General features: G+C 58.1%; 16 protein-coding genes. 8 read left to right on the forward strand and 8 right to left on the reverse strand.

The window, feature by feature from the left end:
* Positions 1-38: 38 nt before the first annotated feature.
* The 8 genes from QEH54_RS14060 to QEH54_RS14095 all read right to left on the reverse strand — a co-directional run bounded on the left by QEH54_RS14060 (position 39) and on the right by QEH54_RS14095 (position 15591).
* Positions 39-692, reverse strand: a complete 654-nt coding sequence (locus QEH54_RS14060; RefSeq protein WP_309019328.1) for a response regulator transcription factor — start codon at positions 690-692, stop codon at positions 39-41.
* Positions 689-3676, reverse strand: coding sequence for an ATP-binding protein (locus QEH54_RS14065; RefSeq protein ID WP_309019329.1), 2988 nt, complete (start codon positions 3674-3676; stop codon positions 689-691). Before QEH54_RS14065 ends, QEH54_RS14060 begins: the two co-directional genes overlap by 4 nt.
* 237 nt (positions 3677-3913) lie before the next feature.
* Positions 3914-4996 carry a glycoside hydrolase family 71/99-like protein gene (locus tag QEH54_RS14070; RefSeq protein ID WP_309019330.1) on the reverse strand — a complete coding sequence of 361 codons (1083 nt, stop codon included), beginning with the start codon at positions 4994-4996 and terminating at the stop codon, positions 3914-3916.
* A gap of 272 nt (positions 4997-5268) precedes the next feature.
* Positions 5269-6993: a glycosyl hydrolase family 28-related protein gene (locus QEH54_RS14075; protein WP_309019331.1), complete on the reverse strand. Its 1725-nt coding sequence runs from the start codon at positions 6991-6993 to the stop codon at positions 5269-5271.
* A gap of 36 nt (positions 6994-7029) precedes the next feature.
* Positions 7030-9345 carry a glycosyl hydrolase family 65 protein gene (locus tag QEH54_RS14080; protein ID WP_309019332.1) on the reverse strand — a complete coding sequence of 772 codons (2316 nt, stop codon included), beginning with the start codon at positions 9343-9345 and terminating at the stop codon, positions 7030-7032.
* A gap of 3 nt (positions 9346-9348) precedes the next feature.
* Positions 9349-10893, reverse strand: a complete 1545-nt coding sequence (locus tag QEH54_RS14085; RefSeq protein WP_309019333.1) for an MFS transporter — start codon at positions 10891-10893, stop codon at positions 9349-9351.
* Positions 10886-11881, reverse strand: a complete 996-nt coding sequence (locus QEH54_RS14090) for an HAD-IA family hydrolase (protein WP_309019334.1) — start codon at positions 11879-11881, stop codon at positions 10886-10888. Before QEH54_RS14090 ends, QEH54_RS14085 begins: the two co-directional genes overlap by 8 nt.
* Before the next feature lie 11 nt (positions 11882-11892).
* The gene (locus QEH54_RS14095) at positions 11893-15591 is read right to left on the reverse strand and encodes a TonB-dependent receptor plug domain-containing protein (RefSeq protein ID WP_309019335.1); all 3699 of its coding nucleotides are present in this window, start codon (positions 15589-15591) and stop codon (positions 11893-11895) included.
* A gap of 776 nt (positions 15592-16367) precedes the next feature.
* On the opposite strand from QEH54_RS14095, the gene QEH54_RS14100 reads away from it, so the two are divergent.
* From QEH54_RS14100 to QEH54_RS14135, 8 genes are all read left to right on the forward strand, one after another.
* Positions 16368-17549: an alpha/beta hydrolase-fold protein gene (locus QEH54_RS14100; protein WP_309019336.1), complete on the forward strand. Its 1182-nt coding sequence runs from the start codon at positions 16368-16370 to the stop codon at positions 17547-17549.
* A 138-nt stretch (positions 17550-17687) separates the two neighbouring features.
* Positions 17688-18530, forward strand: a complete 843-nt coding sequence (locus tag QEH54_RS14105) for a sialate O-acetylesterase (RefSeq protein ID WP_309019337.1) — start codon at positions 17688-17690, stop codon at positions 18528-18530.
* A 142-nt stretch (positions 18531-18672) separates the two neighbouring features.
* Positions 18673-19062 (forward strand): ACT domain-containing protein, encoded by a 390-nt coding sequence (locus tag QEH54_RS14110; protein WP_309019338.1) that lies wholly within the window; start codon positions 18673-18675, stop codon positions 19060-19062.
* Between the two features lie 255 nt (positions 19063-19317).
* Positions 19318-19587: a hypothetical protein gene (locus QEH54_RS14115; protein ID WP_309019339.1), complete on the forward strand. Its 270-nt coding sequence runs from the start codon at positions 19318-19320 to the stop codon at positions 19585-19587.
* Between the two features lie 209 nt (positions 19588-19796).
* Complete coding sequence (locus QEH54_RS14120) at positions 19797-20900, forward strand: transporter substrate-binding domain-containing protein (protein WP_309019340.1); 1104 nt, start codon at positions 19797-19799, stop codon at positions 20898-20900.
* A gap of 7 nt (positions 20901-20907) precedes the next feature.
* Positions 20908-22173 carry a glycine betaine ABC transporter substrate-binding protein gene (locus QEH54_RS14125; RefSeq protein ID WP_309019341.1) on the forward strand — a complete coding sequence of 422 codons (1266 nt, stop codon included), beginning with the start codon at positions 20908-20910 and terminating at the stop codon, positions 22171-22173.
* A 141-nt stretch (positions 22174-22314) separates the two neighbouring features.
* Positions 22315-24543 (forward strand): NADP-dependent isocitrate dehydrogenase, encoded by a 2229-nt coding sequence (locus QEH54_RS14130; RefSeq protein ID WP_309019342.1) that lies wholly within the window; start codon positions 22315-22317, stop codon positions 24541-24543.
* 392 nt (positions 24544-24935) lie between these two features.
* On the forward strand, positions 24936-25115 hold the full coding sequence (locus tag QEH54_RS14135) for a CsbD family protein (RefSeq protein WP_309019343.1): 180 nt from the start codon (positions 24936-24938) through the stop codon (positions 25113-25115).
* The last annotated feature ends 66 nt before the right edge of the window (positions 25116-25181 follow it).

Consider the following 25181-nt stretch of genomic DNA (forward strand, 5'->3'; position numbering starts at 1 on the left):
GACCCGGTTCGTATTCAACAAAACGCTGGCGTCGACCGCTATTCGCCACCGCCGGGCACGCCCTGTCGCAGCTTCATGGCGGCTTCGGTGCGGGTGCGCACGTGCAGTTTGCGATAGCAGTTTCTCAGATGCCAGTGCACCGTTTCGGAGGTAACGCAGAGCTTGGCCGCGATTTCCTTGTTGGTGAAGCCCTTCGCCACGTGCTCCAAAACCTCGCGTTCCCGAGCGGAAAGGCTATCGACGTCGCTCGCCACCTGAGCCTCCTGACGAAAGTAGGAGATGACCTTGCGGGCGATGCCCACCGACATCGGCACCCCGCCGCGGTAGGCGTCGCGGATGGCTGCCTTCACCTGATCGGGCGACGAGCGTTTGAGCAAATAGCCGCAGGCCCCTGCCCGCAAGGCTCCAAAGATAAGGTCCGGATCCTGATAGACGGTGATCATCACGATCTCGATCTCCGGCTCCACTTCCTTCAGCCGAGTGGCGCATTCGATGCCGGTCATATGCGGCATCATGATATCCATCAGCACCACGTCCGGCTTGACCTTGGGCAGTTTGCGCAGGGCTTCCTCGCCACTGGAGCAGGTGAGGATGCACTCCATGCTCGGCTCGAGGTTGATGATCGCTTCAAAGGTTTCGCGCGTGGTGTCTTGATCTTCAACGATCGCTATTCGGATGGGGCCTTCGCTCATTGCAGGGGGAGTTTAAGAGTCACAACAGTTCCCGAAGGATCGCCACGCCGCAAAGCGACGCTCCCTCCGAGTTGAGAAAGTCGTTCGCGGATGCTGTCCAAACCATCGTGTCCAGGGTCTGTAGCTTCAGTTTGGATACCGCATCCGTTGTCGCAAACGGAAAGCTCCAGCTCGCGATCCTTCGCCCCGATCCGGATCACCACTTCGCTGGCGTGGGCGTGGCGGGCCACGTTGGTCAAAGCCTCCTTGTAACATAGAAACAAGGTGTGGCGCACGCGAGAGGTCAGCGGCTCCTCCGGAAGGTTCTCGTCCACATCGAAACGGCAACGCACATCCGCCAGCTCCAAAAACTGCTGGGCGTAGGAGGTGTAGTAGCTGACGAATGAAGAAATCGAGTCGTAGCGCGGGTTCACCGCCCAGACGATTTCATCGAGCGACATCACCAAATGCCTCACCTTGTCTGAAAGCCGCGAGAGGTGATCCTCTCGTTTTTCGACCGGCAAGCGTTGCGCCGCCGCCAGCGTGCCCAATAGTCCGACCTCCGTCAGCCCTGCTCCCAATTCATCGTGCAAGTCGTAGGCCAGTCGCGAGCGCTCCCGATTCAGGGCCTCCTCCTGCTCGGCATGGTGGCGCTCCTCCAATGCCGCTTCCAGCTGACGGCCTCGGATGGCCACCTGACGCTGCAGAGCCTTGATCCAGAGCAAGGCCAGCAGAAGCACCACGCTCAAGGCTCCGATAAGCGTCAGCAAGCGCGGCATCGTCCACCACGGGGGCGTCTGAAGCACGAGCGCATCCGTGGCCGCCCCGAGCAGCAGCTCGAAGCTCTCGATCGGTTCATTGAGTGCCCGATTGCCACCGACCCCCAAGTAAACCCCTGTCAGTAGTAGGCGACTTCCAACTTCAAACGGCCTCAGCGAGTCAGGCGATGCGCTAACGCTCGCGGAAAACACGTCGCCCTGCCCTCGCAGCTGCAGCGTTTGACGACCGTTCTGATATCCGACGCCGATCAAGTCCGCTTCGACCTTCACCCACGTGGAATCCAAATCCTCGTCCAACCAGCGACCCGAATCCAGCTCGACCGCCGTCGGCAGCACCGCCCGTCCCACCTGCCGAGCCAGCGCGTGGGCGAATCTCGGAGCCGGGCTATCGAATTCAGGAAAACCGACCACCTCAACTAAGCTTCCCCTTTGGAAGACGCTCTCCTCATCCAACAGACTGACCCGCACCCCGAGGCCATCATCCATCAGAAACAGGACCCCCGGTTCGCTATACAAAACCTGCCCCACCAAACTTACCCGCTGAAACAGCCCTCCGTTGGGATCGAAACGCAAGAGCTCGGAAGCTCGCTTGCGAGGGGCCTCATAGAGGTCCTTGGGAGCGGGATGAACCAGACTGATCTCCGCGGAGTTGAGTTCGATTTTCCCCACCTCAACTCGCCTGCTCTCCACATCCCAGAAGGCCCGCAAACAGCCACGGAGCCGCACCATGGCATTGAGCCAAAGCGGATCGGGCTCCCCCTCCAGTCCGATAACCAGCGCGCCGGCTCGCGAACGGAGCGTCATCGAGCGCTCATCGAGCGAAAGCACGTAGCCTTCGATCTCCACGTATTGACTGTGCAAGCTACCGTTGATCAGTTCCTCCCGTGTGGCCTCGATCGGATCCGGCATCACGCCCGCGCCTAGCCGTCTCATGGCAGTCGCGTTGACGATCGGCGAAAACTCCCCCGCTTCCACCACGCCGTCGACCTCCACGAGATCGCCCAATTCGATGTCGTCGGGCCGCAATTGATTCAGATCGACGAACATCGCTCGCTCCTGGTCTTGAATCACTACAGCGTATCCTCCGGGTATCGGATTTATGACTACACCTCGAAGCGTTACCTCGTATCCAGATTCCAACGTCTCCTTGTCCATACGCTCGATCTGGGCAATCGGCGTAATCCCTTCCGGAGAGCCCGTTGCCCCAAGGACCTCGATCTGAGAAGCGTTCTGGACAAGCACGCTTGCTGCCACCCGCTCTCCGCTCATAGCGATGCCCGGCGCGAGTACGCCCCGGGCCCGGACCTTGCGACCGATCAGCTCCTCTGCAGGAAGCTCCGACCAGTCCGCGACGTCCACCCGAGCCTGACCGAGTACCGACGCTAAAATCAGAAATCCGCTGTTCGCGTTCTGTTTGCTCAAACGCAGTACGCTTCCCTCCACCTCAGCCAAAGTCATGCCTTGATCGTCCTCGAGGACTTGCCCCGCCATCAGTTGAGGAAGCGTTCGATGCTCAAACCCAGCTCCGTCCTCCACCGAAACGGTCAACGAAGCGGGTCCCAAAAACAAGCGGCTTCCATCGTCGGACAAAAGAAAGAAATCATAGTCGCCCACCCGATCGATGGTCAGATACCCTTCGAAGGACATCCCCACGAACTCCTGTCGTTGACTTTTCGATACATCGAAATCTTCGACCCATCCGTTCTCATCGGGCACGAGGCTGCCCATGCTCGCCGGCAAGCTCCACCACTCCCTAAAGTAGGATCGATACCGAAGCCCAGAAACCTCCTCGCCATCTGCCCCAACCGCACTGAGCCAGTTCGCGGGAATCGACTGGCGAGGCAACTCCGGCCCCTGAATCTCCACGGAAAGCCCCGGTTCCCCGATAGCATTGAACCATTCAACGCGGATCGGATGGACTCCGGCTTCGAGGGCGAGAGTCGCCGTTTGCTCAACCTCGCCGTGGAGTCCATCGTTGTCGACCAACGCGAGCCGAGTCAATTCGTAACGTCCTCCGTGGTCGATCAACACTCCCGTACCCTCAATTTCGATACGGTCTCCCAGATCGATTTCCTCCCCACCCCAATCCAAGGAGAGTTCCACCGCCTCTTCCTCGTCCCCCAGCACCAAGCGTCCCGATTGGGCGTCCACGAATAACACCGTGCCCTCTAGGTCGAACGCGTGCCTTTGCGCTTCCGGACGGGCAAGCTGCTTGAGTTGTTCCAACGATTCAACCCTCGCAGCGAAACACTCGAGGGCAAGAGCTCCCGCAAACAATGCGAACATCGCTGTCAAAACGAAGCGAAGTGAACGGGAGCGGAGCATGAAGGTTGCGAACTCTGGGAGCACTCTTAGCAAGGGGGGGTAAACGAAGGGTGAAACGGGGTAATTACGAGAAACGATCATCACCCCAAAGGCCACGCCTGTCGAAGAAAATGAGCCTGAAATCCGTTCGGGAGCGCACTATTTCTGGGAGAGCGCCTCCCGATCCAGAACCTCGCGAGCGCGTCGGAGGTCGCCGCGAGCCAGGGCGATAGAGGCCTCCTCCAATCGGTCCGTATTCGCCCCTTCACGACGCAACTGGAGCAGTTTATAAGGCAACCTCAAATCGGCCGATCGAATCAGAGCGGCTCCAGCATCCTGCCCCTTGAGTCGTTTCTGCAGGTACTCCAAGTCGCGGTATCCAAACTCGACGCTTGGTTCGATCGCAGTGCCTTCTCCCCAATCATTCCAAGTCACGAGCTGGATAATAGGAGCCTGGCTATCCAGAGCCAGGTCCAGTGTTTGGCGAAAGGTTCGCCCATTGTCGTCCGGAATGCTCCCCCAACTCCTGCCCACGCCCGCTTGCTCGTAAAAGTCCACGAAGCGTGGAAAGGCAGCGGGGATGCTGTGGGGCCATTGCTGGGACTCCGCTTGAAATCGCTCGACATAGGCGATGCCCTCTGAGGGAATCGGCCAATCGAACGCCCCTATCGCCGCGGTACGTTTGTGATGCTCGCTGAAGTAAGCGACCGGCATCGCCAGCTTCTGCAAACTGGAGCTCCACTCCGAATCGCTCAGACCATCGAGCCCGAAGGAAAGCAAAACCGGAGCTCCATCGAGGTCCAAGTAGCTTTCCTTGGAAAACCAGTTTCGCGCGAGCCACTCGATCTCGGAAACGGCGTGGGAAACTCGCTCCGTTTCATCGAGCAAGTCCTCGTCAACCAGAGCGGAAATGGTCTGATCCTCGTAGCAAATAGCAAAGGTCATGCCCAGTCTCTCCACCTGACGCACGAGCTCCACGCTGGCCCGATGGAGCTGGGGATAGTCTCGAAAATCTGATAGACCATACCAGTCTATGATCACCCCATCGACGCCAGCTAGCTTCATCAGAAGTAGGTGATATTCCAATACATGCTCATCGGAGGAATCATAAGGTCCAATCAAGGGCCGAAAGTGAGACGCGAGCTCGTAGCGTCCGTCCTCCAGTCGATCAGGATTTTGAGAATTCATCGTCCAGTGCCAGCCCCAATATCCGCTCACCGGCTCGCTTTGATACCAAGGCATATAATGAGCTAGCACTTGCCTATCATTTCTCTCACCAGCGCAGCAAGCGCCTATCGCCAGCCAACAAAAGACCCCGACAACCAGAGCTCTCAATTTACACTTTTTCGTATTCACTTTTATATCACGTTCTCACTTCAACAAAAGAACTCGACGCGCTGTTTAGGCGCGTCGAGTTCACGACTACAGACCACGGTCCCCCACCCAGAGGAACTGCGGCTTATGCCTTTGATTCGGGGTCCAAGAAATTCGCTCCATCGATCGCTTCGCGCCCATCAATGGCTTTTCTGGATGGAGAAGGAAGGGGACAGGTTTTCAATGTCTTCGATTCGACTGTCTCGAATGATCAAGTCTCCCTGCGCATCGCTTCTTATGAACAAGTCGGCAGCCCCATCGACCCTGATGCCAGAATTGAAAATGCGTACCGATTTCAGACTCGTGTCCGATAGCGTTCCTTCGCCCTTTTCCGCTCCAGGGGCGACGATGGTGAATCCTTCCGAGATACTATCGCGGATCACCATATCGCGAATCGCCAGGCCGGAGATACGCTTTCGATCCATACAGATCTGAAAGGAGCCCCGCCAAGCCCAGCCATGGTCGTATCCACCACAGCGCAACAGTTCGTTACCCTCCACCAGCGTGGTTCCGCTAAAGTTGTTGTCGATACCGCGCTCCGGGTCCGATGTTGGAAAGGTAGTGCTAATCAAGATACCACACCCGGTACCAATGTCGACGAATCGACAGTTTTCCACTCGATTGTTCGCTCCTCCGTAAACAGAGGCTCCGTTAGCCAGAAATGTTAGCTGCCCCGTCGAGCGGCGAATCACGTTGTTGCCCGGCACCACGCAGTCATCCACGTAGCCCTGATCGAATGCCGCCGGCCAAATCGCGTAGCAATCGTCTCCCGTGCCGCGAGCGCTGCAATTGTCGACAACCGAATCCGTGGTTCCCACGCAGAAGTTCGTACCATCGGCCAATAGGTTACGGAATCGGCATCCTTCTATCGCAACGCCCCTGCCATTATAGACCCAGACGCCGACTTTCGTATGCTCTATCCAAATACGCTCAATCGTCGCGTCGCTGCAACCTGAGCCGATAACGCCGTCATTCGCTTCCTGGTCATTCCGGTAGTTGAGCTCTCCTACAATCGCGAAATCCGCCAGTTGACAATTCTCACCTGTCAGTTTGAAGCGCACGCGCCGATCGGCTTGGCTGTATAAATCTTTATCACCGACAAAGGTCGTGTGCCACATGCCTGAACCTTGAATACGATCTCCGTCGGTCAACACGATGTCACGCGTGATCTTGAAATCTCCCTCAGGCACAAAAACGCTCGCTCCCACGCTACGGGCCTCTTGCAAACAGTCTAGCAAGGCCTGAGTGTCGTCGGTCACGCCATCGCCTTTCGCCCCGAACGCTCGCACGGAGATTGCTCCATCTGGCTTGGGCAATGGGGCTGGAACAGGTTCCAAATCGACAATATCGACAATGCAGGGCACTCCGTCCGAAATCGATTTCTGTATACGTACGGTATCGCCTATCTTGATATCCAGACCCTTCACACGCATTTCATCGTAAGCGTTTCTCGGCTTGCCTTTCTCTGGATCATTAGAAAACGGATACACACCATACAGCCACGAATTCCGCGAGCTCAGCGATAGGTCGCGAACCGACCTTCCGTTAACATGAAGCTCCACCTCCGATTCGAGTCCGCCTCCCTCTGGAGCGTCCGGCAGGCTAAATCGCAGCACGACTCCTTGAGCTTCGATAGTCGCCTCGAACTCCACATAGTCGCCAGCTTCCTGCAACTCGACGTAGCGTTGAGCCGAAGATTCCGTTTCGATCGTATGCGGCTGATAGTTCGGCCCGAAGATCGCCCCATTCGTCACCATCGACTCAGCTTCATAACTGACCCATGGGAGTTCAGCTCCTATTTGATCGCCGCTCGCAAACGCTACGCAATTCGCGACGACGAGGATACCCGCAACGGAAAGCCGCATAGCTCTCTCAAAGTTTCGTTTCGTATTCATATTTTGCTAACACGCTCCCTCCAGAGCGTTTTCCTGGATTTCCGTCAAAACGCTCGAACCCGGGCTACAAGTCACTTCTCGTCCCGCCACCAGCACTCGATGCGTGTTCCGATTCTTAGGCGAGGAGCTGACAATCACTTCGCGTCGGGTGATCGTTATCACGAACTGTTCGCCTCGATAGGAGATCGGGATCTGCATCCTCTTCCATTTCTTGAAAAGCCTCGGCGTTATCGACAGACCACGTTCCGTGACCTGTAGACCTGCGAATCCAAACACCGCAGTCATCCAGGCTCCCCCGTTCGCCGCAGGGTGGGATCCGCCGATGAAGATCGTGCCTGCATAGAGCTTGTAGTTCCCTTCCAGATCCACCTTAGCGGTCTTGAGAAAATAGCGATAGGCGAAATCGCATTCTCCAAACTCGAGGGCCACCAGAGCGTAGGCGCAGGCGCTCAAACTGGATCCGTGCTCGGTTCGTTGCTCGTAGTACTTCCAGTTCGCTTCCTTCACCTTGGCGTCATATCGGTCCCTGAAAAGGGTCAACATCATCACCACGTCGGCCTGCTTGATTATCTGGGTCGGCACCGCAACCCCTTGCCCTGCTCCCCAGTATTCATTCGGATGGACCAGTTGACCTTTAACCTCCTCCAATGTGGCGTCACGCAGTTTCCAATATCCGTCGAACTGCTCGATCAAGGAGGTCGTTTCATCCGGCCGCGGCACGTAGAGTAGCTTCGCCACTTCAGCAAATTCCACTAGCTCGCTTTCGATGTCCAAACGGGAAAGCAATTCTTCCAAGAATTCTGGATACGTCGCTCGGAGATGCTCGACTGCTTTCAACGCGATATCGAAAGTCTCCTTTGCCACCTGGTTCGTGAACGCGTTGTTGTTAACGCGTTCGTGATACTCGTCAGGGCCGATCACATCGAGGAGCTCGTATCGATTCTTGTCTTTCTTGAAATAGGCGTAGGACGCATAGAATCGAGCGCACTCGAGCATCACTTCGGCGCCTCCCTCTAGCAGCAGCGAATCATCGCCCGTATGCTCAAAGTACCTCCAAAAAGCGATCGCCACATCTCCGCTGATATGAATTTGCTTATCGCGAAAATGCGTTCGCAGCTCCCGACCGGTCACTGGATCGCCCACGTTGAAATAGCTGCACGCGTCGTCCCCAGTTTCCTGGCTCTCCCAGGCGTAGAAGGCGCCTCGAAAGCCTGGCCCTTCGGAACGCGCCTTTCGTCGGGCTCCTTCCAAAGTCCGAATCCGATAACGCAAGAGATCCCTCGCCACGCTCGGATTCGTGTGCAAGTAAAACGGATACATGAACATCTCCGTATCCCAGAACACCGCCCCTTTGTAAACCTGTCCCGAAAGCGCCCGAGCAGGGATTGAGTTGCCGCTCCCCCGCACCGGCGCCACCATAAGCAGCTGCAAGATGCTATACCTCAATGCGAGCTGAGCGTCGTCATCCCCTTCCAGCACCACATCGCTGCGAAGCCATCGCTCCGCCCACTCCTGCTGATGATCTCGAAGGCAGCGATCATATCCCTGGCGACATGCTTCTCGAGCGATCGCTAAAGCCGTCCGTGGCACACTTTCTCCAAGCTTGTCCTTTTCGCATACCACCGCGAAGTACTTATCGAACGAATACACCTCGCCGGCTTGAGTTTCCCATTCGATCACCCGTAGATTAAGCTGATCTTCGACCTCGTAGACTTCTTTTCCGAACGGACAATGCAGCGCTTCCGCCACCGTCAATTGCTGACCGGTCTCCTGTGTCCAGGCGTTCACCAGCAAGGCATCATCGTTTTTGGAAAACACCTGATCAACCAGATGCGGCCCATTCAAATCCCAGATCTTTCCGTCGATTCCAGTCCGAACGACAACCTTCGCATCCTGATCGCAGGATATAGAAAAACGAATGACGCACAGGTTCGGCGTCACGGAACTCAGGAAGCGTTTGGATCGGATCGTCACCCGTTTGGTCCCAAGCTTGAAACACGTTTCACGTTCGAACTCCGCCCGATGGAAATCGAGCCTCTGGCGATGGGAAGCAACTTCGCTTGTCAAGACGCCCACTGGACTGCCGTCGATCTCCACCGACGTGTATCCACCGTTTGGAGCATTCACAGGCTCTCTCCAAGCGTCGCCCACCTGGTCGAAGAGCCCAGCGATGGTCACGCCCACCTGCTGTTCGCTACGGTATTCATCGAGCGTGCCTCGATACCCCATGTATCCATTGCTAATCTGGTATTGCGTACCGAGACGCATCACGCTCTGAGCGTCGCCCTCGATCTCTGAAGAGTTTATTTCCCACAATTTCATGTGTTAGATGCTCGGTTGAGACTTTTCATCTTTGACGCGCAGCATCAGCAACGCTGCCAACACCATGGACGCGCCACCGAGCGCCAAAGCGAATATGGGTTGTCCGCCAAACAGGGTTCGCACTAGCAATCCCAAGACTGCAGCTGCCAGTATTTGCGGAATCACAATGAAGAAGTTGAACAGGCCCATATAGATCCCCATCTTGCGATACGGCACCACACTGCTGAGAATCGCATACGGCAACGTCAGCAGACTGGCCCAGGCGATACCGAGTCCAATCATGGATATGATCAGCAGCTTGGGATCGCGAAAGAGATACATCGACGCAAGACCTGCTCCGCCCAAGACGAGACAAACCATATGCGTCTTCACACGGCTGATACGCTTGGCCATCACCGGAAGGAGAAATGCCACGAGAGCAGCCACCCCGTTGTAGACCGACATCAGCACGCCGACCCAATTGGCTCCCTGATTGTAAGCTACCGACTGCGGATCGCTGCTGCCGAAGTGGTGGCTGGTCACGGCAGCGGTCGAGTAGATGAAAAAGGAGAACAAAGCGAACCAGGTGAACATCTGGGCCAATGCCAGCTGCCGCATGGGACCGGGCATGTTGTTAAAGTCATAAATCATCTCGACCAGTCCGCGCTTTTTGCCATTACGGTAGCGCCACGCAGCTAGAAGCTGAAGCCCGCCATAAGCGCTGAGCCCGAAAGACAAGATAAAGAGCCCCTTATCCCACGAAAGCTCTTCGATCAAAAAACTGAATACAAAACCAATTGCCACCAGGCAGCTTCCCACGAGAGTGTAAAGCTTCTGGTTCAACTGGATCGCATCGTCACTCGCAGCGTTCTCCTCATCCTTCCCATGAAAGGCCTCCTGCTCTTCAGGCGAGTACTCCCTCACCGAGAAGATCGTCCAGAGAACGGTGGCTAGATAGACGATCCCCCCGAGGCTGAAGGACCATTTCACCGAATCCGGAACAACTCCTTCGGGAGCGGTGTTCGCGATATTGAATACATTGGTCAGCAACCAGGGCATGAGAGAGCCAACCACCGAGCTCGCTCCGATGAAAAAGGTTTGCACCGCGAAGCCTGCTGTTCGCTGCTCGTCTGGAAGCATGTCGCCCACGAACGCCCTCATCGGCTCCATGGTGATGTTGATCGATGCGTCCAACATCCAAAGCATGCCTGCGGCGAACCAGAGCGTCGGCGAGTTTGGCATGACCAGCAGTCCCAGCGAAGCGAGCAGCGCTCCGATGAGAAAATACGGTTTTCGGCGACCGAGCCGGTTCCAGGTCTTATCCGACATGTATCCGACAATTGGTTGCACGACCAAACCTGTCACCGGTCCCGCAATCCAAAGAATGGGGATGTCGTCGATCGCCGCGCCGAGCGTTTCGAAGATGCGACTGACGTTGGCGTTCTGCAAGGCGAAGCCGAACTGGATGCCCACATAGCCGAAGCTCATATTCCAGAGCTGCCAGAAGTTCAGGAGCGGCTTGCGTCTCGCAGGCGCCGCCGATTGAGGGAGGACCGCGGACTTAGACATGAGGCTTCCTTTCGATCACGTAGTCGTTGAGCGTCTCCGGACTGAGGCAGGCGAGGTCGTTTACCACGACATTCGCGCCGCCTTCACGCAATTCCGCCTCGTTGTCCTCCCGAGCGAGCCCCAGAGTCAGGGCGAACCCACCTCGTGATCCTGCCTGCACACCAGAGACCGCGTCCTCGACGACAATCGCACGCGAGGGATCGATGCCGAGACAGAAAGCTGCAGTGGTGAAGATATCGGGTTCAGGCTTTCCCTTCAGTCCCAGTTTCGCGGATACAATTCCATCGACTACCGTCTCGAAGAGTTCCTCGACTCCCGACTTCGAAAGAATTAGGTCCGCATTTCGACTCGATGTGGCGAGCCCGATCCGCACCCCTTGCTGACGAAGCTGGTGGATGAGTGATAGGGTGGAGTCGTAAAGACCGACGCCATCGAGGGCGATGACCTCATTGAAGACCTCGTTTTTCCGATTTCCCACCGCGCAAACGGTTTCGAACCCCGGAGCATCAGCCGACTTGCCAAACGGCAGCTCAATACCCCGCGACTTAAGGAAGGCATCCACACCTTGATAACGCGGACGCCCATCGACATGGGCGAGATAGTCCTGCGGGTGCTCGAAAGGACGATGCGCCTCACCAGTCGCCTCCGAACGAGCGCGGAGGAACTCGTCGAAGGTCCTTTTCCAGGCGTTGGCGTGCGCTGACGCGGTCCTGGTGACGACGCCATCCATATCGAAGATGACCGCCTCGTATTCCAAGGGCGTCTTTGGGGAGCAGCAAGACGGCTGGGGTTGGGCCTGTATATGGTCTTTGGATACCATGAAATCTGTTTGATTTGAAAAATCGGAAAAAGGAGGATCTCGCAGCACGCCTAAGCTGCGATCGTCTACGCAAAGGCAAGGCTCCACCTCGAGCGGGTCGGAGCCACGCCAAGCGTATTTATACTTCGTATACAGGATGCGTACGGAGAACGATGACTCCGCACACATCGGCTAGCTATCTAGAAGGAGAACGTATTGGAAATGCTCCAAGTGCGGGTCGGCGCAATACGGTACGCCGCGAAGGTACCGTCCGGTTGCGCGGTGATCGGTATCAAGTCATCACCGCCACTGAAAGCGTTAGAAACGTTCAATTGGATTCTCCAGTCGAGATTCTCGGAGAGCGTCTTGCCATAACCGACCCACAGGTCGTAGTTCGTTTCTGATGGTCCTTCGATCGGGTCGTCCAGATCGTACTCGACGGTAGTGGGATCATTAGGATCGCCCGTGGGCGGATAGGCGATGATAACGCTGCTCTGGTAGCGCACGCCGCCACCGAGATTGAGTCCGCTGAACCTGCCATCGTCGAAGGCGTAATTGGTAACGAGGTTCATGCGCCATTCGCGCAATTCCGGTACTGTCGCGCCTTCCACGAGCTGGGCCAGTCTCCACTCCGAGCCAGGAGCCCCGACCAGGCCTTCCCCGTCGTACCAATTCTTGCCAGCGGTGACCACGTCTTCCGTACCCCAATAGTGATGCATGCGGCCGAGACCATTTTGCACGCTGAGGGCTTCGCTCACCAGATTCATGAATTCGCGAATGTTCTCGTTGCCGACATTGAGCCGGCGAGCGTCGGTCTTGCTAGCGTTGAAGGAGATGCGCCAATTGTCTGTCGGTTGAGCGCTGAGCTCGTATTCCCAGCCTTCCGAGACGTTGTCTTCGATGATGGTAAACCCATCGGGGACGCTGTAGAAGACTTCGCCGGTAGACGGGCCAAAATCGCCGAACGTATTGATTCCCCAAGCTTCGTAGAAGCGAGGATCGACCGAGCGTTGAAAAGCGCGAACCGCGTCAAGCACTGCGTGCTCGAAATTTGGATTCACCACCCAGTTTCCGTCGTCTGAAACGATCGCTCCTGGCTCTGCGGCCAGCTCATCGGTGTAGAAACGATGGTAGTTGTAACGCATCGGGAGGCCATCGTCGCCAAACACATCGGTATCGCTTCCCGCCTGGCTCGCGTCGTAACCCCAAGGCAGTATGTTATATTCGAATACGTTCGCGAAGTTTTGATTCAGCTGCATCCAGTTTCCAATCGAAGCCGCGTTGATTTGCGTACTGGAAGCGTTCGAGTTGGTGGTCTCGTAATGATTGACGCGCAGCGAATAGCGGCCATCGCGCGTTTCAAGTCTGATCCCCTTATCGACCGTCTTTCCAGAGGGAGCGGGGTGCGGTAGACCGTAAAGATCGACCCGACTGGAGTCCGGCTTGAAGTTAGTCGACTGATTGTAGTAGAGACTGAGTTCGACAGGCAGCTTTTGTCCGATTTCGCGCAAGCCTGGAATATCCGTCACGTGCGCTACGATCCCGTAAGATCGAGACTGTACTTCAACTTCCTTGCCCACGCTCGGCAGCTTGTAGCTGCTCGGACTCAAGTCCATGGCCCCACGATCGTTCGCCGCGTCGAAGTCGTTGGGCGTCATGCTGAAGGCCCAGGACGACGCGTCGTCCTTTCGCCAGCCGTAGGTGGTGACGATGGAACGGTCGAGCCACTTGGACTGCAGGATGAGCGCTTGAGATTCCGTCTCCGCCTTGTTCAGCGCCGCCGAAGTGGTGAGGCGATCACGATTCGCAGCGGAGGCTTCCACGTCCACGATAGACAGCGGCATGCTGGTCCAGCCCACGTAGTTCGCAGGGTTCTCCGACTGGGTGGACAGCTCGTCGCCACTCCCGGGTAGATAAAATCCGTTGATCCATGGCGCTGCCGGATCGACGCTACTATTCCAAGTGGAATCGAAGTAGTTGATCGAACCGCTATTCATAGTGAGATCCCCTGATACGACGGGGATGTTGGCGCCTTGCATCGACCGCCCGAGCAGGGAATCGCCCAGGTAGACCATCTGCACCGGCGTCATGGCGTTGAAGCGATCCGCTTGGCGACCGGAAAGGGTGTAGAACGCGTCATCGAAGATGCCATAGCGCTGCCACGCCCGAGCGTCTGTCTCCAACGTTTCCTTACCGAGGAATCCCGTGGCCGTATGCGTTCCAAGGATACGCCCGAGCCAATTACCATCACCCTTGTCGAAGTCATACTCGACGAACGCCGTGGCCCGAAGGGCTTCGCGGTCGCGGTCGTTGGAGCGGTTCGACCAGGCGTTGTTCGACGAAACGAAGGGACGGCCTACGTTGGGATTAGGCGTACCGTTGGCATAAGGCTCGCCGCCTTCCACCTGGCCCGCGTCCGGCGTGCCGTCGCCATAAACCGCCATTGGATCGATCTGTAGGCGAACCTCGCCGGGAAGGAGAGCCTTTTGACCGTTCTCGTACTGCTCGGCGTTGTAGTCGATCGAGTAGCCGACCGTATTCTCCAAGAAGGTCTGGGAGAAGCTGATATTCGTGACCGAGAAGTCCTGCCACTCGCGTTTGGAATCCCCGTCGATCAGGTTGTTATAGAAGTCGAAGATCGAGGGATCGGTTATCAGATTGTTCTTCCAAAGGCCGGCCTTCGAATACGGAGCGTTCGCGTTGATCGCCCATTGTCCGGTACCCTGTAGAGACACCCAACCATTGTCGGGAATGGCGTCGATACCGCCATCGACGTTTCCATCCGGACCGATTCCGCCGGCGACGAAAGCGCCGATGATGTCGGTAACATACATGCTCTGGCCGCTGCCATCGAAGAAGACTGCCGGGCCGGGTCGAGCTGCGGGAAACCCGAAGTTCCCGATCACCGGTTCGTAGGCCGGGTTGGCTGGCCCGGAGGCGAGATTGACGCGCGACTGCCCATGATTCGCCCGACCGGATAGGTGGTCGTAGGCTTGAAACTGATTGTAGGTGGCCTGATTCAAATCGGTAAACCATGGCGTGATCGCGTCCGCCGGGGGAAGGAAGCGCGGATTGTTGCTATCGATGTTTCCCGATTCGAAATTGGCCTTCAGGATCGCATGGGAGCCATTTCTATTCAGGGCCTTCGGCTCGTAGCGCAAGGCGGCGTAGAGGCGTTGATCCTCGGAGAAGGCCTGATCCTGTTTGTATTTCTCATCTTCATACAGAGCGTTCACGCGGACCGCCAGTTCGTCTTCGAGGATCACGCGATTCAAGTCGAAGCTGCTGCGAATGGTTCCGTAGCTGCCGAACCTGAGCTCGACCTGACCGGAATTGTCGAAGCTCGCGCCCTTCAAGCCGGCGTTGATGATACCGGCCGGACTGCCCTGTCCGAAAAGGATGGAATTCGCACCGCGTTGCAGGTCGACGCGTTCGACGTTGTAGGAATCCCAAGGAATGTCGCTACGGAAGAAATCGCGAGTGTTGTCGGCTTCCGCCAAGCCTCGCACGCGAGTGTTCTGATTGGGGGAAATGGTGTCCTCGTTCAGCTGAGAGGCGTCGCCGAGCCCCGCGAAGTTTCCCTTGGTTCCCCCAACTTCGGTGCCAGTCGTGTACTGGAGAAGAGAGGAGTTGTCGGTGGCGCCGACATCGTTTAAAAACTCTTTGGTGACGACGGAAACGGCGCTGCCGATGTCGCGTAGCTCGGTGGAGAGTCGGTTGCCGGCGAGAGTGGTGGCAGCGTTGTAGCCTTGGGTTTCATCGCCAGTCACTTCGAAAGGAGACAGGGTAAAGATCTCCTCTTCATCGTCCGGCGTCGACTGGGCATTCGCGCAGGCCAGCGGGACGAGCAGGGCGGCGCAAAAGCCAGCCCGGATTGGGGTGTTCGATTTGATGTTCATAGGTTCCTAGATTTGTTCATTCATGGGATCGCTCGTTTCCGGCTGTCTAGCTCTCCCGTCGAATGACCGGACCTCTCGTCGAACCTAGCGATAAGGGCCTAGCTCGCAACAAGATCAGATCACCCCGCCCTTCGCCGCTCTTCGTTCGCTCATCCAAATGACCATCGCCCGAAAGCGATGGAACGTTGTAGCAGCGACAAAAGGAATGGGAGGGCGCCAACATCGGCTGAGAAGACAGGTACTTGGGGTGTTAGTCGTTTTGGGATGCCCAAAGCCCGGAACGAACTCTGGAGCTCAGCCAATCAAGACCATCCTCCGCCCCTCAGCCTTAGCCAGAGCGACGTCGATGGCCCAACTCGGTCGAACCGCCTGTAGATTATCAGCTTGGCCTGCAGATGACTAGCCCCCTATATTGGTAGTTTTGATACCCCCCACTATTAGATGCTGACAATCTGCAGCTTACGAACACCCCAGGGCTTTCGCGCTAGAATGCCCGGCGATCGTCCCCTCGTAACTAATGGCGACGCTCGTCCGCCCACTCTTGGAAGCAGCGGGAACACCTAGTCGCGATCGCCCCGTGAACCACCTATTCCCAAAGGCGATCGCGTCCATTTTGTCTTAACAACCCGCCCTCGATTCGTATCCTTTTCGCCACTACGTATTTTGCGACAAATAAGAAAATTTGCGACATGTCCGCATCCGTCGCGCAAACATTCCACCCCCTACTCCGTCAATTCGACATTCTATCCACCTCCAATCGTTCAAATCATCCAAACATGGTACGCCCCTTACCCCTCATCGCTCTCGCATCATTGCTGCTCACAAGCGCTCACGCTCAGCAAGCCAACGTGAACCTCGACTGGAATCCACAGGCGAACACGGAAAACCTCACCCCTTTCAGCGCTCCTCTCAACTCGCCGGAAGTTCACGATGACCAGACCGTGACCTTTCGCGTCAAAGCTCCTGAAGCGCTAGATGTTCAGCTCAACGGAGCTATCCTGGCCGCGGTGGGAAAGTCCTGGGGAGACACCCTTCCCTTCGCCAAGGGCGACGACGGCATCTGGGAGCTCACTATCGGCCCTCTTCGCCCCGACATGTACGCCTACCTTATCCTCATCGATGACGTGCAAGTCGCCGACCCGGCCAACACCATCGCCTCCTTCACCGGCATGCCGCCCTACAGCCAGCTGGTAGTGCATGGAGACGGTCCCGCCTACTACGACGCTCGTGAGGTTCCGCATGGCTCCATCACCCGCCACATCTACCACTCCGACGTCACCGGCGGCGAACGCGATATCTATGTGTATACGCCTCCTGGATACGACGCTTCGAAATCCTACCCTGTGCTCTACCTCGTAGGCGGCAGCGGCGAGCTCCCGCACAACTGGATGTACGACGGGCGAGCGAATTTCATCATGGACAACCTGATCGCGGAGGGAAAAGCGGAGCCCATGATCATCGCCATCCCCAACAATCAGGTCATCCACCGAAACCACCCGCAACACGTCGAGCATACCTTCGACCTCTTCGAACGCGAGCTGCGCGAACATGTCGTCCCTCTCGTGGACGAAACCTACTCCACCATTCCGGAGCCAGAGGGTCGAGCGTTGTCGGGTCTCTCCATGGGCGGACGCCACACCATGTTCGTTGGGCTCAACTCACTCGACCTCTTCGGCTCTTTCGGCATTCTCAGCGCTGGCGACGTCGATGCCGAGGAATCCTTGGCCGACTTCCTCAACGACCCGCAAGCTAACGAAAAAGTCGACTACCTCTTCGTGGGCCAGGGCAAACTGGAGGCTGAAGGCTTTTTCGGTGCCCGAGTCGACGGTTTGATCAAAGCCTTGGAGAACCATCAGATCGAGCACGAGTATTACGTGGGCGGATACGGCGGCCACGACTGGTCCACCTGGCGCCACCTGCTCTACTATCGTTTCCTTCCGAATCTGTGGAGGGAGTAAGCTCCCGCTCGCAGCCTATAAAGAGAGCGCAATCTTGCTGGCGGTTTCTGGTCGAGACAAACGTTTACAGCTATAGACGTGCCTATCGTATTTGCGACCGTGGTTCCGTTTCGAGCCCCGCCCCCCCTTTCAATTCTCATGAAAAAACTGCTTCTCACTCTCACCTTCGTTGGCGTCGTTCTAGGAGCCGCCAATCTATCAGCCCAAGACGAGGACTTCTATATCTTCCTGTGCTTCGGCCAGTCCAACATGGAAGGTTACCCCGGCATACCGGAGTCCGAGAAGGGTCCGGTCGATCCACGCTTTCAGGTGCTCGCAGCGGTCGACTTTCCAGAGATGGGCCGCGAGAAAGGCCAATGGTACACCGCCGTGCCGCCGCTCAGCCGCCCACCAGCTGGACTGAGCCCTGCCGACTACTTCGGCCGCGCCCTGGTAGCAGAGTTGCCTGAGGACAAGAAGGTGGGCGTCATCAACGTCGCCGTGGGTGGCACCAAGATCGAGCTCTTCGACGAAACGACCCGCGAGGCCTACCTCGCCGACGCTCCGGACTGGCTGCACGGCATCGCCAGCGCCTACGACAAGGATCCCTACGCTCGCCTCGTTGAGATGGGCAAGCTGGCCCAAAAGGACGGAGTGATCAAAGGCATCCTGCTGCACCAAGGCGAGTCCAACACCGGCGATCAGGAGTGGCCCGCCAAGGTCAAGACCATCTACCGAAACCTCCTGAGCGATCTCGACCTGCAGGCGGAAGACGTCCCCCTCATCGCAGGCGAAGTGGTCGCCGCCGACCAAAACGGAAAATGCGCCAGCATGAACGAGATCATTCGCACCCTGCCGGAAACCATTCCCACCGCCCACGTCGTTTCTTCCGAGGGCTGTCCGGACACCGAGGACGACCTGCACTTCTCGCCCGAGGGCTATCAGATGCTGGGCGAGCGCTATGCGAAGGTCATGCTCGATCTTCTGGAAGAGAGCGAATAGCTCCGTCTCACTGTAGTTTTATTTCAACTACACAGCACATCTCACAGACTTGGGCTTGACGGCTCGAGCCATATCATTCTCTCAATCTGGCGATTTGCGAGTGACGAAGCGCCGCTTTGCCGTTCTACTCGGATCACCTTTCATGAGCGGCATTTCAGACCTGAACACCTTGCTTCGAACGATGGATCCGGTGGCTTCGCAAGAAACCTTCGTTTTCGTTTCGATTCTTCACGAAGCCATACCATCGACGCTGGTGTCATGCGGTCGCTTCAAGGAAGCTGAAGGCATCACCCTCATCTGCGAGGAGCGAGAAGCCTTGAAGCACAACCTGTCCTACGATTGCCAATACCGGCGCATCACGCTCAACGTTCATTCCTCTCTGCAAGCGGTCGGATTCCTCGCCGCCATTTCCCACGCTCTAGCAGCAGCGGAAATCCCCTGCAACGTGGTATCCGCATTCTATCACGACCACCTCTTCATCCCCGTTCCCCAAGCCGAGCAGGCCCTTCAGGTCCTGCGGTCGTTCGCCTAGACCTCGCCTCCCGCGGAGATCTACCGCAGCTTCAGCGAACGGTTTTGAAGCGTCGCTCGCTGACGGCGGAAGCTCGCTTGCGATACGGTTTCGCTTCCTTCCCCTGCGAGCCAGTCAACCGCGAGCGCTAGAGTACGCTCTCTGAGTAGCCGATCCTAGGCGGCAGCCCGACCTGAGAATGGTGGGGCTCGCAGGCGCTTTGGACTTCATTTTACACGAATTTTAAGCGAATCTGCGCGTCGAATCCAAACGTCTATGAACGCATCGCCAACGCCTGATTACACCAACACCCCAGCCGAACCGCTGGTCCCTAGCCCGTCCACTCTGTGGGCGAATCCGACCAAGAGCCGCCCTCGCATCCAGATGCCAACTACGGCGAATGGCCAAACGAACGGCAAAAAGTCCGACCTACCGCTTTGCATCGGACCGCTCGGAGGCAAACGCTACGCCTCGCTCGGCTCGCGCCCGGAATCGATGCGCGAACGCTCCTTCACGCTGAACCAGCGAAATCGAAGCGTCGACTAGGGCGACGCCGTATCCACTTTTCATGACAACCGGTCCGCCTCGAAGGCGACGACCGGTTTTTTCGCTTTCTAGCGACAGCAGCCGCAGTCTTGACCCGCAAGCGAAGAGCAGGTATCTCTGAAATCGATTCCGCCTGCCAACTCTTCATCCCCTGCAAATGTCGAGCCGCCCTCCCACGGCCTCGCCATGCCTGGACCGCTCGTCTCACCATGCTGAAAGCCCTGATCAAGATGCGCCGCTCCGAGGACGCGACCTCCGCCGCGGTCTCCTTCGCTCTGGCGATTTCCGTTTTCACCACCTTGATCGCCATCTTCTACATTCGCTCGCAGAAGGAAGCCGATCTCGGCAAGACCATCTACCTGATCACGGGCGACTTCAAACCCTACACCGGGCAGTCACTGGCGGAAAACGGCACCCTGTCCGCCGTGGTGGAAGCCACCTTTCGCCGCATGGGCTACCAAGCGGAGTTCATCTTCAGCCCTTGGGAAGAGGGCCTCAACCGCCTGGAGGCCAGCGAAACCGATACCGAAGCCCGAGCCGCCTTCCCCTTCCGGCTCAGTCCGGAGCGGCAAGCCCGATTCGACTACTGCGAGGTTCCGCTGTTGGAGCTCGAGTCCTCCCTGTTCTACCTGCAGCCCCCTGAGCCGCCTACGGGAGGCGGTCAGATCCGCGACTACCTGGAAACGCTGCCCGTCATCCTGGTTTCAGGCTACGCCTACCCGGAGTCGTATCAGGCCCAAGCCCGGAAAAACGGGTCGATCTCCGCGCCCAACGCGGTGGAAGCCCTCGCGATCCTGCTGGCCAACGATTCGCCCCACGTCCTGCTCGAATCAACGGAGGTGGCCCTGCAAACCGTTCGCAACCACTTCGCCGGCCGCACCCAGTACCTGCGCTCCTTGCTCTTCGAGGACCCCGAAGACCGCAATCCGCTCTTCCTGCTCTGGGCTCGCGGAAACCCCAACAATCAAAAGCTTCGACAGTCGTTCGACCGGGCCTTGCTCGAACTGAAGGCCTCGGGCGAGTACGAGGAGATCTTCAACCGGGTCAACCGGGAGCTCGACTCGGCCTGGACCTATTCCATCGCCTCCCGCGATCCCAACGCCAACATTCTGGCGGAATCTGCCCGCGGCCGCTTCGTGGTTCCCAGCGGCACCCTGGTGGTGGTCGAGCGCTGGGGCGACGCCTTCTATCCAGCGAAAGAGCCCAGGGCCTCGTCCGACTTCAAAACCCAGATTCGCTTCGTCACCGGTCCAGTTGCCGGAAGCCGAGCCACCATCGACGGGGAGACCGTCGACTTTCATCCAACTCAATGACCCTCCTATGAAAACCGACGAATACAGACGCCTGCACCAAAAGGATCGCTCCCTGCGATCCTGGGCAAACCGATTCGGTCCCGCCCTCCTGATCGGCCTCTACGAAATCCTGCTGGTGCTCTTCCTCCTGGTCGAACTGGACGTGCTCGCGGTAGGGAACCTGCGAGCCACCAACCAAGCGCTGATGCTGGTGGCCTTGTTTTTCCTCCCTTTCGTGGTGCTGGCCCTCTCTTCCACCCTCAAGTCGCTGCGCCTCAACCTGCAAGGGCACGAGATGGAAATGGAGTTCAACGAGCTCAAGAAGCGGGTCGACGGAGAGTTTCGCCAGATGGGAAACGAAGTCGCGGATCGCCTGGGCGATTCGCAGGAAATCCTCTTCACCATCCTCGGCGGCTCCCTAGGCGAAGCCTCGCGGCGCGCCAAGCAAGGGCCCTTGCTCATCGGCAGCAAGCAGTTCCGCTCCTCCCGCCTGCTGGCTCACCTGCTGCAGCAAAAACTGATCCGCGACGGCGTCGACATCCCAGCTCGCGTGGTCTTCCCCAACGGCAGCACCCTCAACAACTTCGCCGGCATCGCCTACGGCCACATCGACGCCTACGTGGAATACACCGCCACCGCCGCCCCCTTCCTCAAGGTCGACCCGCGTAACAAGGATGTGGATACGGTGGTGGAGGAACTGAACGAGCGCTGCTTCGACCGCGGCATACGCTGGCTCAAGCCCTTCAACGCTCGCGACAACTACTTCATCATCATTCGGCGCGACGTGGCGGAGAGTCGCGGCATCCGCACCGTCAGCCAGCTCGCCACCCACTCCCCCGATCTCACCTTCGCCGCCCTCAACGAATTCTTCGGACGAGCCGACGGCTACGAGGGCCTCCGCCATCACTACGGCTTCAACTTCAAAAACGTGGAGAACCGCATCGCCAGCGGATACAAGCTGCTCGACGAAGGCGAAGCGGACGCCACCATCGGCTGGGAGTCGCACATCGAACGCGATCGCAAGGACAAGTACGCCTTCCTCATCGACGATCGAAACTACTTCCCGAACTACATGGCCCTCCCGGTAGTCAGAGCGGAGATCTTGGAAATCCACCCGGAAATCCTCCAAGTCTGGTCCAGCTTCGACAAGCGCATCGACACCGACGCCCTGCGAACGAACTGCGAGCTGGCCCTCAACCGAGGCGACCGAGAGGACGACTACCGCACCGTAGCCGCCGACCTGCTCGACCCGACACAAGCCCCGTCCAGCCCCGAAGCCGCGCCCGCGGGCTAGCCAGAGAGCCTTCCAAGCGCCGAATCCGAAAGGATTCGTTCCACGCAATCCGCCTATCTTGTTGACCCTTCGCTCCAAGCGAATACTCGTGAACTCCCCTCTTAAAGAAAGAGGGACAGCTAACCACGGTCTCGTAGCATCATGAGCAAAGCCAATTCCACCATCATCTACACCAAAACGGACGAAGCGCCCGCGCTCGCCACTTACTCCTTCCTGCCCATGGTGCAGGCCTTCGCCAAGTCCGCAGGCGTCGCCGTAGAGACACGCGACATCTCCCTCGCCGGCCGCATCATCGCCCACTTCCCGGAAAAGCTCAGCGACGAGCAGAAGATCGGCGACCACCTCGCCGAACTGGGCGAGCTGGCTAAGACCCCTGAAGCCAACATCATCAAGCTGCCCAACATCTCCGCCTCCATCCCGCAGCTCACCGCAGCGATCAAGGAGCTGCAGGAGCACGGCTACGACATTCCCGACTACCCAGCCAACCCCTCCTCGCCCGAAGAGGAGGAGGTCAAGTCCCGCTACGCCAAGGTGCTCGGGTCGGCAGTGAATCCAGTGCTGCGCGAGGGCAACTCCGACCGCCGCGCCCCCAAGGCGGTCAAGGAATACGCCAAAAAGAACCCGCACTCCATGGGCGAATGGAAACCCTCCTCCAAGACCCGCGTGGCCACCATGGGAGAAAACGATTTCCGCTCCAACGAAAAGTCCGTCACCGTCTCCAAAGCCACCAGCGTCGACATCGTGCTGAAAACCGCCTCCGGCGAAAACAAGACCCTCAAGTCCGGCATCAAGCTTCTGGAGGGCGAAGTCATCGACGGCACCTTCATGTCCGCCAAGGCCCTCGACGCCTTCCTCGCCGAGCAGGTCGAAGCGGCCAAAGCCGAGGGCACCCTCTTCTCCCTGCACATGAAGGCCACCATGATGAAGGTCTCCGACCCCATCATCTTCGGCCACGGCGTGCAGGCCTACTTCAAGCCGCTTCTCGAAAAACACGCCGATACCCTGGCTGAGCTCAAGTTCAACCCAGCGAACGGCTTCGGCGATCTAGTATCCAAAATCCAATCACTCCCCGCCGACAAGAAGGCGGAAATCGAAGCCGACATCCAAGCCGCCTACGAAGCCGGACCCGACCTGGCCATGGTCAACTCCGACAAGGGCATCACCAATCTCCACGTCCCATCCGACGTCATCATCGACGCCTCCATGCCGGCCATGATCCGCAGCGGCGGCATCATGTGGGACAAAAATGGCGACACCCGCGACACTCTCGCGGTCATTCCCGACAGCTCCTACGCCGGCGTCTATCAAGCCGTCATCGACTTCTGCAAGGAAAACGGAGCCCTCGATCCCAAGACCATGGGCACCGTGCCCAACGTCGGCCTCATGGCCCAGAAAGCGGAGGAATACGGCTCGCACGACAAAACCTTCGAAATCCCCGAGGCTGGCACCGTCTCGGTGGTCGACGCTTCCGGAAAAACGCTCTTCTCGCACCAAGTGGAAGCGGGCGACATCTGGCGGGCCTGCCAGGCCAAAGACGCCCCTATCCGCGACTGGGTCAAACTCGCCGTGGCCCGGGCCCGAGCCACCGATACGCCAGCCGTCTTCTGGCTCGACGCCACACGAGCCCACGACGCCCAGCTGATCGAAAAGGTGAACACGTACTTGAAGGACCATGACACGGAAGGTCTTGATATTCGCATCCTCGCTCCAGCGGACGCCTGCAAGCTCTCCGTCGAGCGCATGGCAAAGGGCGAGGACACCATATCGGTCACCGGAAACGTGCTGCGCGACTACAATACCGACCTTTTCCCCATCCTGGAGCTGGGCACCTCCGCCAAGATGCTCTCCATCGTCCCCCTCATGAACGGTGGCGGTCTCTTCGAGACGGGAGCCGGAGGCTCCGCTCCCAAGCACGTGCAGCAGTTCCTCGATCAGAACTACCTGCGCTGGGACTCCCTAGGCGAGTTCCTCGCCCTAGCCGTTTCCTTCGAGCACCTGGCAAACGTCGACGAGAATCCGAAAGCCAAGGTTCTCGCCGAAACCCTCGACGCCGCGACCGGAAAGTTCCTGGAAGAAAACAAATCGCCCACCCGCCGCCTCGGCGGCATCGACAACCGCGGTTCACACTTCTACCTGTGCCTCTACTGGGCTCAGGCCCTCGCCGCGCAGGACCAGGACAGCGACCTGAAGAACATATTCACCCCGGTGGCCGAAAAGCTGGCGGAAAACGAAGCCAAGATCGTGGACGAACTGATCGCCGTGCAGGGCAAGCCTGCCGACATCGGCGGCTACTACCACCCCGACGACCAGAAGGCCTCCGCTGCGATGCGTCCCAGCCAGACCCTCAACACCATCCTCGCCGTCATCTAAAGGTAGGGCGTGACCGCCGGGCACGCCGCTCGACACGCACCGCCGGGCACGCCGCTCTCCACCAACCCAATTCCCTAGGGCAGCCCTCGCCGGCTGCCCTTTTTCATGCCCGCTCGCCTCCCCGAGCCAGTTGCAGTTCAAACCACCACGTCGCCATGGAATGGGCAGTGCAGATCGCAGCAGCGCTAGCTGAGCTCCCCCTGCTTAACATATCGACAAATGTCCCCTAAGTCTCTCGTATCCAAACAGTTAATAGAGTTAACCATTGTCGCTCAACGGCCTTGGCGCAAGGCATGCAACCTACCGGGAAACCCAGAGCGAGCAGGGAAGGCAGCGAACCAACGACGGTCCAGCCGCTCGCCAAACATCAACCTATTGAAACGAAAGACACCATGAAATCCGGAATCAGAGACAAAGCCGAAGGCGCCGCAAAGGACGCCAAAGGGAAAATTAAGGAAAAAGTCGGCGAAAAGTCCGACAACAAGAAGATGCAGTCCGAGGGCAACCTCGAGCAAGCCGAAGGCAAGGGCCAGAAGGCCCGCGGCGAAATCAAGAAGGCCGTCGATAAGTAAACCGACCCGCGCAGCAAACCCTGCACGACCCCCTTTCAAGGGCAGCCCTCACCGGCTGCCCTTTTT

Origin of the sequence: Pelagicoccus sp. SDUM812003, assembly GCF_031127815.1 — a bacterium.
In the GTDB taxonomy this organism is placed as follows: domain Bacteria; phylum Verrucomicrobiota; class Verrucomicrobiia; order Opitutales; family Opitutaceae; genus Pelagicoccus.